Annotated in this window: 21 protein-coding genes and 2 pseudogenes; 18 read left to right on the forward strand and 5 right to left on the reverse strand. The window is 26.5% G+C overall.

Annotation, left to right across the window (positions count from 1 at the left end; genetic code table 11):
- Positions 1 to 42: 42 nt before the first annotated feature.
- Entirely contained in the window at positions 43 to 993 is a 951-nt protein-coding gene (locus ASKIR_RS03825; RefSeq protein ID WP_115588513.1) for a BsuBI/PstI family type II restriction endonuclease, read from the reverse strand.
- The gene (locus ASKIR_RS03830; protein WP_115588514.1) at positions 911 to 2,395 is read right to left on the reverse strand and encodes an HsdM family class I SAM-dependent methyltransferase; all 1,485 of its coding nucleotides are present in this window, start codon (positions 2,393 to 2,395) and stop codon (positions 911 to 913) included. The genes ASKIR_RS03825 and ASKIR_RS03830 overlap by 83 nt, the downstream gene beginning before the upstream one ends.
- A 563-nt stretch (positions 2,396 to 2,958) precedes the next feature.
- Between ASKIR_RS03830 and ASKIR_RS03835 the strand changes: the two genes are divergently transcribed.
- A complete protein-coding gene (locus ASKIR_RS03835) occupies positions 2,959 to 3,522 on the forward strand; it encodes a recombinase family protein (protein WP_066388414.1) in 564 nt (187 codons plus the stop codon).
- A gap of 211 nt (positions 3,523 to 3,733) precedes the next feature.
- Here the strand turns inward: ASKIR_RS03835 and ASKIR_RS10245 are convergent, their stop codons facing one another.
- Positions 3,734 to 3,880 carry a hypothetical protein gene (locus tag ASKIR_RS10245; protein ID WP_164966875.1) on the reverse strand — a complete coding sequence of 49 codons (147 nt, stop codon included), beginning with the start codon at positions 3,878 to 3,880 and terminating at the stop codon, positions 3,734 to 3,736.
- Positions 3,881 to 4,022: 142 nt separating this feature from the next.
- On the opposite strand from ASKIR_RS10245, the gene ASKIR_RS03840 reads away from it, so the two are divergent.
- The 3 genes from ASKIR_RS03840 to ASKIR_RS03850 all read left to right on the forward strand — a co-directional run bounded on the left by ASKIR_RS03840 (position 4,023) and on the right by ASKIR_RS03850 (position 4,861).
- Positions 4,023 to 4,235 (forward strand): acyl carrier protein, encoded by a 213-nt coding sequence (locus ASKIR_RS03840; RefSeq protein WP_066429267.1) that lies wholly within the window; start codon positions 4,023 to 4,025, stop codon positions 4,233 to 4,235.
- Between the two features lie 145 nt (positions 4,236 to 4,380).
- Entirely contained in the window at positions 4,381 to 4,560 is a 180-nt protein-coding gene (locus tag ASKIR_RS03845; RefSeq protein WP_066429266.1) for a hypothetical protein, read from the forward strand.
- 52 nt (positions 4,561 to 4,612) lie between these two features.
- Positions 4,613 to 4,861, forward strand: a complete 249-nt coding sequence (locus ASKIR_RS03850; protein WP_083205860.1) for a helix-turn-helix domain-containing protein — start codon at positions 4,613 to 4,615, stop codon at positions 4,859 to 4,861.
- A 17-nt stretch (positions 4,862 to 4,878) separates the two neighbouring features.
- Here the strand turns inward: ASKIR_RS03850 and ASKIR_RS03855 are convergent, their stop codons facing one another.
- Positions 4,879 to 5,097, reverse strand: a complete 219-nt coding sequence (locus tag ASKIR_RS03855) for a helix-turn-helix domain-containing protein (RefSeq protein ID WP_066159609.1) — start codon at positions 5,095 to 5,097, stop codon at positions 4,879 to 4,881.
- Positions 5,098 to 5,237: 140 nt separating this feature from the next.
- On the opposite strand from ASKIR_RS03855, the gene ASKIR_RS03860 reads away from it, so the two are divergent.
- The 11 genes from ASKIR_RS03860 to ASKIR_RS03905 all read left to right on the forward strand — a co-directional run bounded on the left by ASKIR_RS03860 (position 5,238) and on the right by ASKIR_RS03905 (position 13,542).
- The gene (locus tag ASKIR_RS03860) at positions 5,238 to 5,519 is read left to right on the forward strand and encodes a hypothetical protein (RefSeq protein WP_066429265.1); all 282 of its coding nucleotides are present in this window, start codon (positions 5,238 to 5,240) and stop codon (positions 5,517 to 5,519) included.
- 12 nt (positions 5,520 to 5,531) lie between these two features.
- The gene (locus ASKIR_RS03865; RefSeq protein ID WP_066429264.1) at positions 5,532 to 5,810 is read left to right on the forward strand and encodes a hypothetical protein; all 279 of its coding nucleotides are present in this window, start codon (positions 5,532 to 5,534) and stop codon (positions 5,808 to 5,810) included.
- A gap of 2 nt (positions 5,811 to 5,812) precedes the next feature.
- On the forward strand, positions 5,813 to 6,097 hold the full coding sequence (locus ASKIR_RS03870) for a hypothetical protein (RefSeq protein WP_066429262.1): 285 nt from the start codon (positions 5,813 to 5,815) through the stop codon (positions 6,095 to 6,097).
- A 2-nt stretch (positions 6,098 to 6,099) separates the two neighbouring features.
- On the forward strand, positions 6,100 to 6,372 hold the full coding sequence (locus tag ASKIR_RS03875; protein ID WP_066429260.1) for a hypothetical protein: 273 nt from the start codon (positions 6,100 to 6,102) through the stop codon (positions 6,370 to 6,372).
- Position 6,373: 1 nt separating this feature from the next.
- On the forward strand, positions 6,374 to 6,505 hold the full coding sequence (locus tag ASKIR_RS10390; RefSeq protein WP_257122399.1) for a hypothetical protein: 132 nt from the start codon (positions 6,374 to 6,376) through the stop codon (positions 6,503 to 6,505).
- Positions 6,506 to 7,741: 1,236 nt separating this feature from the next.
- Positions 7,742 to 7,996 (forward strand): hypothetical protein, encoded by a 255-nt coding sequence (locus ASKIR_RS03880; RefSeq protein ID WP_066429257.1) that lies wholly within the window; start codon positions 7,742 to 7,744, stop codon positions 7,994 to 7,996.
- 71 nt (positions 7,997 to 8,067) lie between these two features.
- Entirely contained in the window at positions 8,068 to 8,721 is a 654-nt protein-coding gene (locus tag ASKIR_RS03885) for a zeta toxin family protein (protein ID WP_066429255.1), read from the forward strand.
- Positions 8,718 to 8,936 carry a hypothetical protein gene (locus tag ASKIR_RS03890; RefSeq protein WP_066390278.1) on the forward strand — a complete coding sequence of 73 codons (219 nt, stop codon included), beginning with the start codon at positions 8,718 to 8,720 and terminating at the stop codon, positions 8,934 to 8,936. Before ASKIR_RS03885 ends, ASKIR_RS03890 begins: the two co-directional genes overlap by 4 nt.
- A gap of 1,040 nt (positions 8,937 to 9,976) precedes the next feature.
- The gene (ltrA, locus tag ASKIR_RS03895; protein WP_228254671.1) at positions 9,977 to 11,821 is read left to right on the forward strand and encodes a group II intron reverse transcriptase/maturase; all 1,845 of its coding nucleotides are present in this window, start codon (positions 9,977 to 9,979) and stop codon (positions 11,819 to 11,821) included.
- A gap of 389 nt (positions 11,822 to 12,210) precedes the next feature.
- Complete coding sequence (locus tag ASKIR_RS03900) at positions 12,211 to 12,774, forward strand: helix-turn-helix domain-containing protein (protein ID WP_066187748.1); 564 nt, start codon at positions 12,211 to 12,213, stop codon at positions 12,772 to 12,774.
- Complete coding sequence (locus ASKIR_RS03905; RefSeq protein ID WP_115588516.1) at positions 12,775 to 13,542, forward strand: nucleotidyl transferase AbiEii/AbiGii toxin family protein; 768 nt, start codon at positions 12,775 to 12,777, stop codon at positions 13,540 to 13,542.
- A gap of 21 nt (positions 13,543 to 13,563) precedes the next feature.
- On the opposite strand, the gene ASKIR_RS03910 is transcribed toward ASKIR_RS03905, so the two are convergent.
- Positions 13,564 to 13,749 (reverse strand): hypothetical protein, encoded by a 186-nt coding sequence (locus ASKIR_RS03910; protein WP_115588517.1) that lies wholly within the window; start codon positions 13,747 to 13,749, stop codon positions 13,564 to 13,566.
- Positions 13,750 to 13,973: 224 nt separating this feature from the next.
- Between ASKIR_RS03910 and ASKIR_RS10360 the strand changes: the two are divergent.
- The 3 genes and pseudogenes from ASKIR_RS10360 to ASKIR_RS03920 all read left to right on the forward strand — a co-directional run.
- Positions 13,974 to 14,219 (forward strand): annotated as a pseudogene (locus ASKIR_RS10360) (transposase); the annotation flags it as partial.
- Between the two features lie 29 nt (positions 14,220 to 14,248).
- Positions 14,249 to 14,425, forward strand: coding sequence for an ATP-binding protein (locus tag ASKIR_RS10465; RefSeq protein ID WP_419178132.1), 177 nt, complete (start codon positions 14,249 to 14,251; stop codon positions 14,423 to 14,425).
- Between the two features lie 35 nt (positions 14,426 to 14,460).
- Positions 14,461 to 14,907 (forward strand): annotated as a pseudogene (locus ASKIR_RS03920) (transposase); the annotation flags it as partial.
- Positions 14,908 to 15,242: the final 335 nt, after the last annotated feature.

The raw sequence follows: 15,242 nt of genomic DNA on the forward strand, positions 1-15,242 counted from the left end.
CAAAATGAATTGAAAATATTATATTTTTATATTTTTATATTTTTAATGTGGTCCCATAAATCTATCACCATTAAAGTGGATCATATGGTCTGGTTCACTTGAGATCCAAACTTCCGTCTCCCAAGCAATTTCTGCAATATATTTTCTAAAAGTTGGTCTATCTGGAAATGCTGTTACATATACATTGCCAGATGAACAGTTCTCAAACATTTTTTCTAGGTCAATAATTCTCTTTTGATCTATCGGGCCGTGAGTTGTAACTGCTTCAATAAGATATAACCAATTTTTAGTTTCATCATATAAAACTACATCTGGTAGCTGCAGCTTATCATTTTCAGATATTGGAATACCAAGCTCTTCTAACTTTTCTTTATTTACATAGATATATTTATTTTCAGTATCTCCAACATAGAGTAATTTAGATCCGTGAGCAAACCTTGAAGCAAAATCCTCAATTATACTTACTTGTAACTCATTATGTGTTCCAGAGGATAAAGTAAACTCTTCTCCATCGATAACTAAAGGTATTCTATGTAGGTCTCTCTTTTTCGCATATTGTTCTTTTAACGAAGTATGTGTTTTAAAAAACTGTTCAACTTTTTTATCAAATTGTTTAGTTTGATATTTTTTTACAATATCTAAAGCTTCATCAGCCACTTGATAAACAGTTTTTCCACTATTGGTAGGTCTTGTTAGATCATCAGGATTTCTTTCAATTAATGCTGATTGTTCTAGCACTCTTATTACTCTTTTTCTAACTGTTTCTCTGCTATTTTCTGCATAGTTAATATCAAATACATCACTGATATTTTTCAAAATATCATGTATTCTCATCATTCTACTACTTGCAGCACTATACTTTTTATCACTATCGAGTGTTAAAAGAGAGAGAAAGCTTAAAGCCATTAAATCAGTTAGATAAAGCTCTGGTATATTGAATTTTCTCAGTAGTTCTTTCGTATCTTGTATTCTCTGTTTTGTGTTTTCTTGCACTTATTAGCTCCTTATATATGTCATCTGGTATCGGTAAGTTCATTAGCTCCGTTGCATTAACTTGAGTATTACCATTTGAGATTCTAAAATATTTGTCTGTTAGTTCTGAGTCTAAAAAATCTCCAAGTATCATTAGCTCTTTTTTACTCATTTCATCATCTTTTCTATAAAGATAGTTTAAATGATTTTCTAATCCAATTTGGGTATATTCAATTTTATCTTTAAATATGTAACCTATATTTATTCTCTTTTTTTGCTCTTTAGAACTAAATCTTTTAATAATAATATAGTTTGATTTATCTATTAAGAGACTTGGATTATCTGTGCTAATATACTGCTCTTTACCAAAGTCTAAAGGATGCACTAATTGTTTATTTTTAAAGTTATTCATCCAAATTAATGGTACAGTGTTTTTGGTGTGCTCATTAGTAATCAATTCTTTAGATCTAAAAGTTACCACTTTCCCAGTTGAAACAACATAACCAAGAGACTGTAAAGTTTGAGTTGAACGATGGAATGTTTTTAAAATATCAACATCGTACTGATTAAGAGGTAGTTTAATAACACATTCTGGTTCGTGTGCATCAACGATTAGCTCATTTTCAACTTTCATTTCATTGTAGTCACTGAAACTTGAGTCCTCAGATGATGAAATTATTACTTTATCTATTTGTTTTTTTACAATTTTTGTAATTATCGTTTCTTGTAATATAGACTCACTTTTAAAGTGTTTTGTTCTTGTATTGAAAATATGGATTTGTTCAAAATGTGCATTATTCAAAAAGAAACATCGAAAAGCTTTAAAATAGCTTCCAGATGTAAAGCTTCTTGGAGTAATAAATATCATCTCTCCTGTATCTTTTAATAGTTCAATACTTTTGGCCATAAAAAGCATATAAATATTAGGCTGTCCATGTACAACATAATTCATCTTTACCGCTTCGTTAGAGGCTTTATTTAATTTGAAATATGGCGGATTGGATATTATAAAGTCAAACTTTTGATTAATATCTTTGAGTATAAAGTTTTCTTGGTATATTGTGAAAGATAGATCTACATTCTTTAAATGGCTTTGGAGCATCTCTATATTGCTTTTTAAACTATATATGATGTCTTGGTCTATCTCGTATAAATGTAATTTTACATTTAATGAAAGGTTTAAAGTGTCTAATCTTTGTAATAAGGAGATAGCTAAAATACCGTTCCCAGAACCACAATCTAATATATTTATTTCGTGTTGCTTTATATTGACATTTGCTAAAGAAGCCATAAACTTAGCGATATTAATATCTGTAAAAAATTGGCCAAGGTTCTTTTTGTGTTCATTACCTTTTAGTTCATTATATGAAATAGATTGCTCTTGTATTTGTTCTAAAAAAGGTAATTGAGGTACTTTCGTCATATATATTCTACAATCTCCTATTAATTTGTATTATTATACTTAAATCTCACATAGAGATTAATTATATTGTAAATTGTAATTTTTTTCCTTGAAAATCTTATATGGTAATATTATTCTTGAATTATCAGAAAATGAGAAATTTTTTAAAATATAGATTGATTACATTATTTTTTAATTTCAATTTACTAAAAATAAAAAAGCTTAGTATTAACATGAATTCACACTTAGAATTTAAAAGTATCTAGTTTAAAATAACAAGTTCAACAACCTGTACCTTTTGGAGTATGTTCCACAATTCAAGTCTTTTTGGGACAGGCTATTTTTTACTAAAAACTGTTCCAAAAGTGAGAGGTTGTTGCTTGATTAATAATTGTCTAGTTTATAGGGGACATTCCAGATAAACTGTTTTCTATATTTAGGATGATCTGTCAACAAAAAATAGGACACGAAAAGATGAATTATTAAAACAAGTTCAACAACCTGTTCATTTAGGAAAATAGATATTACTTTACATTCCTTCCAATATATGAGATAAATAGTAAGTTCAATACAAAGGATTTATTATGAATGTAGGTTATGCAAGAGTTTCAACTTCAAGCCAAAATCTTGAGAATCAAATTGATCAACTCAAGAGTGCAGGCTGTGAAAAGATATTTTCAGAAAAAAGATCAGGAAAGAATGAAGCAAATCGTGAACAGTTTAAAATTATGATGGGTTTCGTAAGAGAAGGTGATGTACTTTATATTACAAAACTAGATAGATTAGCAAGGTCCGTAATAGACCTTCATAATACTGCAAAGTTTTTACAAAATAAAGATGTAAATCTTAAAGTATTACATCAAAACATTGATACAACATCTCCAGCAGGTAGACTATTATTCACAATGTTAGGTGCTATTGCAGAGTTTGAACGTGATTTAATAAATGAACGTGTGAGAGAAGGGATTGAAGCTGCAAAGAAAAAAGGTGTTCAGTTTGGCAGAAAAGCTATTCTGGATACTAAAGAGAAAATTGTTATATACAAGCAGCATGAAAAAGGAAAGTCTGTTGAATGGTTATCTAAGTTTTTTCATGTAGCTCGTAATACAATCTATAGAGCAATTAAAGATGTAGCTAAGAAGAAGTAGTCAATTTGACTACTTCATATGTTCAAGAATTCAACTCTTTTGGGGAAAAGCTTTTCATCAGTAAAAACTGTACCAGAAGTAAGAGATTCAGGGAGAGACTGTTCAAAATTTTGTGTCCTATATTCTGTTGACAGATCAAACATTTTATACCATGTTTACTTGATATAGCCAAAAATATATATGTCAAACCTCATTAATATTTTCGTTATTTTTAATAATACTCTGATGGATCTATTTCTATTTTTTCTATTTTTTTTGAAATATCATTTATATTTTCTACTATATTTTCAAGTTCTTTTTTCGCATCTTTTAATTCTTTACATATAGTATTTATTTTAATTATAGATTCGTCTAACATAGTTTTACCTTTTTTCTCAAATAACATAAATAATTTTATATTAATTAAATCTTAACATAAATAGTGTATTTAGTCAAATTAAAATACATTTATTATTTCATTTTAGTTAAAATAATAAATATTTAATGTGAAAAAGGTAAAAATGATTTATAAAGAGTTTGAACATTTACTTGAACTATCTGGTTTATCAAAAAAAGAATTCTCAACTATTGTAGATATGAATTATACAAGTATTACAAACTGGAGTAAATCAAATAAAGTACCAATTTGGGTAAAATCATGGTTAGAAAACTATATAAAAGCAAAAAGTTATGAAGATATAAAAAATAAAATATTTGAAATAGAAAAATTGTAAGAAATATATCTAATCAATTAGAAATAATAGTTTTAAATCTTTCAGAATATTTTTAATATTTGACAAAACTATTCACCTGTACACATTTGTCAAATTATCTAATGAATAATTATTATTATGCTAATGGTACTTAGCTTATAATAAAATGTTTGGTAATTCTAAAGATAAAGCTTTACTTAAAGATTCTTCTAACAATGTTGATGGCACTATAAAAAATCCACATGACAACCCAAATAATGCCGCCCAACATCAAGCTAGTCAAAATAGTTCCCATAATAGTCCTCCTTATAAATTAACTTGTGTTTACACTACATTTGTAGCTTGATAAAGAATTATTACACAACTATACTTAAACACTTCAAATGTAGTGTAGGTAAATGAGTAAAGATATAAATAAATTAAGTACTGATGAACTTTATAGATTAATTGGTAAAAATGTTGCTAAGTATAGAACTAAAGCTAATATGAGCCAATTAGAATTATCTTTAGAGATGGGCAATAAATCTTCTAGTTTAGTGTCTGCTGCTGAACTATATGCTAATAAAAGAAAGTTTAATATAGCTCAACTACATAAAATTGCAAAAATATTAAATATTGATATTTGTGAGTTCTTTAAAGGTAAGTAATATAAATTTACTTAATCTTATAAAACTTCCTTTGAATCTAATATCATCTTCTTAATTGCATCATACTTCTTTGCTTTTTCATAATGCTCTATAAATGGTCCTACCCATTTTGGAACTTGAATATCATGAAATCCCCAATTGTTTAGTGTAGAGTAGGGTACATGTGTTATCTCTGAAAACTCTTTTTGTGTAAGATTAATATCCTTTAATCTTTTACAAAAATCTTCTTTTGTCATAAATTATCCTATTTATTATCTAATATAGTTTTAATTGTATCATAAATTTATCTATTATAGGTTATATTTCTTGACATATTATCCTTAATAGAATATAATATATAAAATAATATCTATTTTAGATAATACAAGGAGACAAAATGGAAACAGAAATTGATTGTAAAAAAGAGAAAGAACTGTTTTTCTCATATATGTGGATTTTTGCTGTTGGTGCAATATTCCTACTATTTATATGGTGGTTATACTATGATAATAAATCTGATAAAAAAAAGATTGAAGATGCATTTAAAAATAATCAAGAATTAATATGCAAGAACAATATTGTTTCAAAAGAACTAGGTTATGAATTTGATAAAAAAAGAACTTATCAAATAACTAATGGTGTAAATATATTTACAATCTATAATTGTGATATTAAATAAAGGAGAGATAGCATGTATAATTTTTATAAAATAGGTAATAAAATGATTTGTAGACTTGGAGAATTTCTTTTTGTAATATCTATTTTAGTTTTATTAGGTTCACTTTTATTTGTTATGGTTTATGCACTTTTCTTTAATAATGAATATGAATATTTTGATTTTAATAATGGACTTTTATATATTGTTTTTTGGATTGTATTATTAGCTATTGGAGTAAAAATTGTTGATAGAAGTCCTAATAGCTTTTTAAAATCAGATAGTAAAGATGATATAACTAAGAAAGAAGAATAACCATGAATGAAAAGAGATTAAAAAAATATGAATATCTATCAAGTAAAATAAGAACACAATTTTTTATAATATTAGTTCTATTTTCATTACCATTTATAGTTTTATATTTTCATCTAAATGAAAGAGCTAATTTAATAGATGACTTTAATAACAATAAAGAGCTTATTTGTAATATAGGTTCTTTAAAAATTGATGTTTCAAAAGCTGATAACTGGAGTGTAGATAAAAATAGTTTTTTTAAAGGTTCAACTAATATTCCAGTTACAAAATGTGAAATAAAGGATTAAAAATGTTACCAATAAATAGTTTAGATAAATTTTTATTTATTTGTTTATATAACTTTGCAAATATAGGTAAATTACATATTTATATTTTAGCTATCTATATTGCAATAAGTATATATTTTGGAGTAAATGATGGACAAATAGCTATAGCTTTTGTATTGTGGTTGATTATGTTAATACTTCTAGCAATAGACATAAATGATAAATTTAAACGAGAGTTTAAAAGATATAAACAATATCTAAAATTAAAAAGAATAAGATCATATAAAGGAAGATAAAATGGAATTTCCAATTAATCCAGGATCAATAATTATGATGATAATTTTAACATTTGCAATATTTCTTGCTTATGGAAAATATTCATATGAAAAAGATTTAAAAGATAAAAATGAAAATAGTAAAAAGGATTAATATGCAACAAAACTTAATAAATCCAGGTTCAATTTTAATGACAGTTATTGTATTAATAGATATATTATTGCTTATCGGTAAATATTCATATGAAAAAGATTTAAAGGATAAAAATGATTAATGAAACTCAAGGACTAATAGCATTAGGAACATTTACTACAATTGTAGCTTTAATTCCAATATTAATGAATATCTTTATGAAAGCTCCAAAGAAAAAGGAGAAAAAATGATAAGCTCTGCTATTGGATTATTTTTACCAGTTGTGTTAGCCTTAGTAGGTATCATTTACCTAACAATGAAAGAAAATAAAAGAAAATAAAAAATCTTGCTAAATCTAGCAAACTAATCACAATAATTTATTGTGTGCGACTTGTTTAATAGTGAAAAGCTATTCTGCCAATAGGTCATTAAATATATTGGCAAACTAATTTTTCGATAAGTGGAATGACGGAGTAATGCACTGAAACGCTTACACTGATACTACGGATAGCATTTTTTATATCGTAAATATAAACTGTTATAAGACCGTTGAAGTCGGCTAATAACTACCCTAACATAAGAGTTGTCTTGATGAGGCAATGCGAACCAAGGTGTTAGCTGAATAAAAAAGTGACTAATAACTTGGGTCATTCCAGTGATAATTCTACCTCTTTAATCAAGGAGATTCAAAATCTATTAAAAATTGAATAGCTTGAAATTTATGCTAAATACTGACAAGAGTTAAAAGGCTCTTCTTGGATTAAAATAATTTGAAAAATTAATATTGTTAAAGTTAAAGCACTATCTATTTTCTATTTGACTAAGAGGATATGCTAAATCTTTTGCTTGAAAAAGCTAGAAAGGATGATGGTGCGATGATAGGTCAAGTCTTATTGATTTGCTGTTGCTATACTTAGTATTTACGAAAGTATATTAAGATAAAGACTTAGTTAGTAGAAGTAGCAGCTTCTACTAACTTAATCAATAAGACTAAAAATCATCAAAATTTTAACAAATATTATAAATTATGTCAATTTCAATAATAATTAAAAAACCTAACTATTAAAAATCTAAATTTATCTTTTCCCCATACAAAAAGTGTTGAAACAAATCCTGCAAGTAATAATATTGAAGTAGAAAAAGTAGGGTTTTGTTTTTTCCCTTACAAAGCCATTAAGTAAAAATTGATATATTGCAGTATTAACAATTTTATATTATAATGTAATATTGAATATTACAAATGTGAAGGAGTCTAATATGAGTATTAATGAATATGCACCAATGCTGTTATCTACTGTTAATAACTCTATTGGCGATAAAAACTCACATTTTACAGTTGATAAACTTTTAGACCTATTTAATAAAGAGTGTAATAAATTTACAGAACTAGAAAAATATGCTGTTGATACTATTCAAACAGAAGCAACTAGTTACGAACTTGATAGTTTTAAAAACTATTATCATATAAAGTCTAAAAATATAGACTATTTATTATCTTGCCAACCTTACTAGAATCTATAATTTTAAATTTTATAATAAAACATTATAATTAAATCAATCAATAAAAGGTAAAGATTTAAATTATGAATAAAACAGAAGAGCAGGCTTTAAAATATTTAAAAGAAAACAAAAAAGATTTTTTAGAAAAATATTTATGTGGTTATGAAGTTCACGATATAAAAACTGCAATTTTTACAGCAGGTGCAAGCGGAGCAGGTAAAACAGAATATGCAATAAGTAGAAAAGAGAAAGAACCTTTTTTATTACACATGGATATTGATTATATTAGAGAGTTCTTCTCACCTATTGGATATAATGGCACAAATTCAAGTGATTATCAAAAACCAGCTTCAAAAGGTGTAAATTGGTTATTTGATAGAGCAACTAAAAAAGGGTATTCTTTTATATTAGATTCAAATTTTGCTGAAGCTACTATTGCTCAAAGTAATATTCAAAGACTTTTAGACAAAGGTTATGTAGTTGAAATAAACTATATTTTTAGAGATATTCAAAAAAGTTTTGAATTTGCTAAACAAAGAGAATCAATTACAAAAAGGAAAGTTCCTTTAGATGTTGTCAAAAGTAGCTTTAAAAATTCATTCGATACAACATTACTTATTAAATCTATTTTTCAAGATGCTATCATTTTAAATATTTTTGATAGAGAAAATGATATAATTCACGAAGATGTAGATGAAAAACAATTTTATATTTTATTGGCAGGAGAAATTTTATGAGTTTAGAAGATTATTTAAAACAAAATATTAAACCAGATATATTAAAAAAAGTATCTGAATTTAAGAATTCTTCAAATTATCAAGCTATTAAAACTTATACTGCATCTGATAAATATCTAGCTGCAAAAATATCTCTAAAGAATAGAGATAGAAGTGTTCATAAAACTACACTAGCAGACATTGAAAGACTTCAGAATAAAATCTTAGCAGTTTAATTTTTCATTGAATAGATTTTATAAAGTAGTCAGAATTAATTTGCTATTTTTTAGTAAAAAACCAACAAACAACATTATACAATTTTCAATTTTATAAGAAAAATCGCTCAAAAATATTTATAATTTTTATTCTATTAAAATTTTAATAGGTTTTATTCTTTCAATAATATTCATTCCTTTTGTTAAAAATGTGCCATATGTATCAAATTTACTTCTATCTGGAAAAGTAATACTAACTTTTGGAAGATAGATTGTTGTGTTTGATTTTTTCTCTTTTAAATAGAAGAATCACAATAATTTATTGTGTGCGACTTGTTGAATAGTGAAAAGCTATTCTGCCAATAGGTCATTAAATATATTGGCAAACTAATTTTTCGATAAGTGGAATGATGGAGTAACGCCCTGAAACGCTTACACTGATACTACGGATAGCATTTTGTATCGCTAAATATAAAATGTTATAAGCCCGTTGAAGTCGGCTAAGAGCTACCCTAACATAAGATGTATCTTGATGAGGCAATGCGAACCAGAGGTGGTCGAGTAGTGATAGGTCGGGTGTCTATAAAATATCTATGATGAGAATGTGCATAAGCACTGACAAATTTCCGAATGTACGGGTCTAGAAATTAAATATGCAGAAATGTATATACTACAAATGTAGGGTATGTATGGTAAAGTAAGAATGCAATATATGAAATTCCATATAGTGTTACAGGCACTATCCAATATACAGGCTCAAAGGAAACATCTAAGGATATATGTAAAGATAGAAGAATTGGAACAAGGTAAACTAGAGATATGGAGACTTAGTGGTCTATGAAATATTAAGATATATAAATTCGCAAGATATTAAAATCTTTTAACTCTAGTGAAAGCGAAGCCATTACCGTTATATTATACTGACAATATAATATTGAATGAAATCTGTAATGGATTTATTAGGAAAAGGCTTTAGTCAAATGTTATTAAACGAATAAAACTAAATACAAATCAAAAGTTCGAGTAAGATTAAGAGAGAATTTCCTATAAGGAGTTCGATTTTGAAAAATCAAATGAATCTCAAAAGACAAAAACTAAGAAACAATGAATACTACCAAATGCAAGATATTCAAGATAAATTATATATGCAAAGTTCAAAAGATACAAAGTTCACTCATTTGATGGAAATCATTACAAGTGAGAAGAATATCTTACTAGCATATAGAAACATCAAGAAAAACAGCGGTAGCCACACAAAAGGTGTAGATGGTAAAAATATTAGTCATTTGGCTAATCTTGAACCAGAAACACTTATAAAATTAGTTCAAAACAAAATGAAAAATTACTTCCCTAATAAGGTGCGAAGAGTAGAAATACCAAAACCTGATGGCAAATTGCGTCCATTAGGAATACCAACCATTATGGATAGACTAATACAACAATGCATATTGCAAGTGTTAGAACCTATTTGTGAAGCAAAATTTTACAAACATAGTTATGGATTTCGCCCTTTAAGAAGTACAAAACACGCAATTAGTAGAGCATACTTTCTTGCCCAACAAAATAATCTACACTATGTTGTAGATGTTGATATAAAAGGGTTCTTTGATAATATAAATCACGGAAAACTTCTTAAACAACTATGGACATTGGGAATAAGAGATAAATCTCTAATCGCAGTAATTTCAAAAATGCTCAAAGCCCAAATCGAGAATATAGGAATACCTGATAAAGGAACTCCTCAAGGTGGAATATTATCCCCACTTTTAGCGAATGTTGTTCTGAGTGAATTTGATTGGTGGATTGTCTCCCAGTGGGAAAAAATACCAACACAATATAACTACACACAAAATAATAACAAATGTGCCTCTCTTAAAAAAACAACAAAACTAAAAGAAGTATATATAGTAAGATATGCAGATGATTTCAAACTCTTTTGCAGAAACCATCAAGACGCAGTAAAACTATTTGAAGCTTCCAAACAGTGGCTAAAAAATAGACTACATCTTGAAGTAAGCAAAGAAAAATCAAAAATAGTAAACTTACGAAAAAATTACTCTTATTTTCTAGGTATAAAATTAAAAGTACATAGAAAAGGCAAAAAGGGTAATAAAGATACTAAATGGACAATAAAATCACATATTCAAGAAAAAGCTTTGAGTAAAATAAAAGAAAGTGTTAGAAAACATATCAAACATATACAAAAACCAAAGGTAAATTTAAACCTAGCAATAGATTTATACAACTCCTTTGTCATAGGTGTTCATAATTATTACAATTGTGCCACTAACTGTAATATTGATATGTCAAAACTCTCACATCAAACAAGAATTAAAATCTTTGTTAGACTTAAAAGTAGAAGAGTAAATAAATCAGATAAATTACCAGACTACATTAAAAAAGTATACGGTAAAAGTCAAATGTTAAGAATGTTGGGCAATAAACCTTTATTGCCACTTCCCCATATCCAACACTCAAAACTAATGAACTTTAGTCAAACAAATATCTACAATCCAATAGATAGAGACAAAATCCACAATACTCAAAAAGTTACGGATTACAAGACTATCAAATATCTAATTGAAAATCCTATTCAAGGACAATCAATAGAATATAACGATAATCGTATATCTTTATATATTGGTCAATTAGGTAAATGTGCTATAACTAAAGAAGAATTAGAAATTGGAAATATGGAATGTCATCACATTCAACCAAGAAGTCAAGGTGGATTAGATAATTATAACAATTTGGTACTAATTACTAAAGAAGTTCATAAGCTTATCCATTCAACACAAACGGAAACAATTAACAAATATCTGAAATATGTACCTACTAATAAGATTATCCTTGAAAAACTAAATAAATTTAGAACTAAAGCTGGTAATCTTGAAATTTGTCTATAAAGATTTAATTGATTTAAGTATTTAAGTATAAAGTTGAATAAACTTTGATGGAACGCCGTGTGCGGTGAAAGTCGCACGCACGGTGTGAAGCGGGGGAAAAGTTGGAGATAGTAGCTCTCATGAGTTGTGTATCAAATTCTTACCTATCGCTATTTAAATTAGTTTCCAGTTGATTCTGTAGGATTCTTTATTGTCTACTGTTGCTCTTTTTACTATTTATGCTAAACACCAAAAAGAGTGTAAAAACTCTTCTTCAATTAAGTTTATTTAAAAAAATATATCTATTAAGTACAAATGATATAATAATATCAATTAGTATAATATATTTGCATTTTTATATATCAATTGATATAATAGTATCAATTAAAATAAATACTTAAGGTATGCAGATGCTAAATAAAAATTTAGATAAATTGATTGCTTTATCAAAAGTAAAAATAAGAGCAGAAAGAATTGCTTTAGACTTAACTCAAGAAGAGTTTGCTGATTTTGTTGATATAAAATATGCAACTTATAAAACTTTTGAGCAAAGTGGAAAAATATCTTTTGAAAATTATCTGAAAATATTAATTAAACTAAATAAAGATGATCAATTTCTAAAGTTTTTAAATAGTTTTGAATTTGATGAGCAAAAACAAAGAACAAGTAAAAAAACAGATGAAAAATATTTACAAAATGATTTAATAAAACCAATTATTGAAGTATCTCAAAAACAGATTGTTTTAGATAAAAAGATTTTTGGAGAAGAGTTGTTTTATAGTGTAGAAAATGGTCACATTTACGACATACCAAATTTTATAAATATTGTTTTATCATCATGGAATGATAAGAGATTAATGCTTCTTATTAAATATTTTGGAGAAGATAGATTAAAGCCTTATATTATTAAACAAAAAGATATCAAACTCTTAAAATCATTTAATACCCATTTAAAATATATAAGGAAAATATAGATGCTAGAAAAAACAAAAGAAGTTTTAGAGATTATTTGTAATGATGATTTATTTAAAAACTTTGATATTAGATTTGTTGGTGGAACAGCATTAAGTTATAGAATAAATCATAGATTATCTGAGGATTTAGATTTTGCAACTTTAAATTTATCTCCAAAAGAGATTAGTAATATGATTTTTAAATATGGTGGAAAAATAATAGATCATGATAAAACAATGGAAGATTATGTTTCAAATGATGGTGCAGATATAAATTATAGCTATATGAAATTTTTGTTAAATGGTGTAAAAGTTGAATTTTTTACACCACCATTTAATCTATTTGAAGAAGAAATTTGGAAAAATGACAAATTTACATATTATGAAAATAGTGACTTAAAAGTTTCTTCTCTTGAAACTCTTGTCTATATGAAAACAATGGCTTTTTGGAATAGAAAAAAGTATAGAGATTTATTTGATATTTATTATGTTTTAGAAAAAGCACTTATTACTCCTAAAAAATTTGTAAATGATTATTTAAAAAACCATATAACATCAAATACAGAGCATCTTTATAGAAATATACAATCAAAAGATCTATTTTATGAAAAAGATAATGATGAGGGAATAAATACTTTAGTTAAAAATCCAAAACCGTATGATTGGTATAGAAATGAAATTGAAAAATTTATTCATAAAGTTTTATTGGATGAGATTTATGAAAAAGATGAAGAACTAAAATCTTGGATAGATTTTGAAGATGATATAAATGATTGTTGTATAAAATAGAAGTTTAAATATTTTAATTATTTAAAAGAAATCATCAACTATTTTTTTAATAATTGGATGATCTTGTTTCCAAATAACAAATATAGATGCCATTCCAGTAAAAAGAATAATTAGTACATCAGTTTGAGCATTTTCATAATCAGCATGAAATATACCAACAGCTAAAAGATTTGTAAAAATCATAATAGTTAAATATCCAATTTTCATTTTTATATCCTTGTGTAAGTTTTAAAGAATTATACAAGTGATATTTGATTTTGGCAAGGTTTATAAAGCTATTTATAATAAGTAAATATATAAAAAACAATAAAATGGGACTGTTAGAAATTCCGTGTCAATCTGATAAAATACAAATTTTAAGGGTTGACAATGCAAGAAGAAAAACAAATAGATTTTGATTTTCTCGAAGAGAGTGCAAGCACAAGAATGAAATATTAAATCAATTTAGAAGCGGAAAAAGATTAACAGGTATGGACTTTTAGCTCCACTTGTTAAACAACTAACAGAAGCTGCTTTAGAAGCAGAAGTAGAATCTCATATTGCTAATGATGTTTTAAATGGTAGAGCAAATAGAAGAAATGGCTTCAATAGTAAAACTATTAAAGGTACTTCAGATAGTAGCTTTGAACTTGATACACCAAGAGATAGAAATGGAACATTTGAACCTCAAATAGTAAATAAAAAATATGAACTTGGTTCAATAATTATTACTTCAAATTTATCTTTTACAAAATGGAAGGAGGTATTAAATAATGATGAAGCATTAACAGCTGCAATTCTAGATAGACTCATTCACTATTCACATATAATAAATGTAACTGGTGAAAGCTATAGATTAAAACAAAAAAGAGAAGCTGGCTTGTTAGATATTTCTAACAAATAGGTGTTACAAAGTGGTACATTTTTCGACTGCACTTGACAATTAGAAACTCAATACGCTATGTGGCTTCAAAGAACCATAAAGAGTTTATGTCTGATTTAAAGCCTGTCTATCAAGCCGTATCCAAAGAATTAGCTGAAGATGAACTGTTAAAGCTTGAAGATAAATGGGGTAAAAAGTATCCAATAGTTTTACAATCTTGGCAAAATAAATGGGAAAACCTATCGGTGTATTTTAAATATCCTCCAGAGATAAGAAAAGTGATTTATACTACAAATATTATTGAATCAGTTCATAGACAATTTAGGAAACTTACTAAAACCAAAGGAGCTTTCTCTAATGAAAATTCACTTTTAAAATTGCTTTATATGGGTATTCAAAATGCTACTAAAAAATGGAATATGCCAATGTGGAATTGGAATTTAACCCTTTCACAATTGGCAATATTTTTCGAGGGCAGATTGAACAAGGAGCTTAAAATCTAAGTTTGGGTGTGATAGGATTTCTCCTATCAGAATTTTACTTGACACGGAATTTTAAATGGTCTCGGTTTCTACGATAACAGATATTTTTAATACGAGGGAAATTGTAATTGCTATACTTTTCTTTTCTCTTATAATTTTTGCTTTATATAAAAGTAGTAAAGATATTATTGATTCATTTAAAAGTGTATTAGAAATTTTTTTTAGCAAAAAGATTATTACGCCAATTTTAATAATGTTTTTTTATTCTCTTATATTAATATATATTTTAAATATTGTAGGATTATGGGAAAATCATCAAATAAAAAACTATATTTATTGGTTAATAGGGGTTGGTG

The organism is Aliarcobacter skirrowii CCUG 10374, assembly GCF_003544835.1.
Classification (GTDB): domain Bacteria; phylum Campylobacterota; class Campylobacteria; order Campylobacterales; family Arcobacteraceae; genus Aliarcobacter; species Aliarcobacter skirrowii.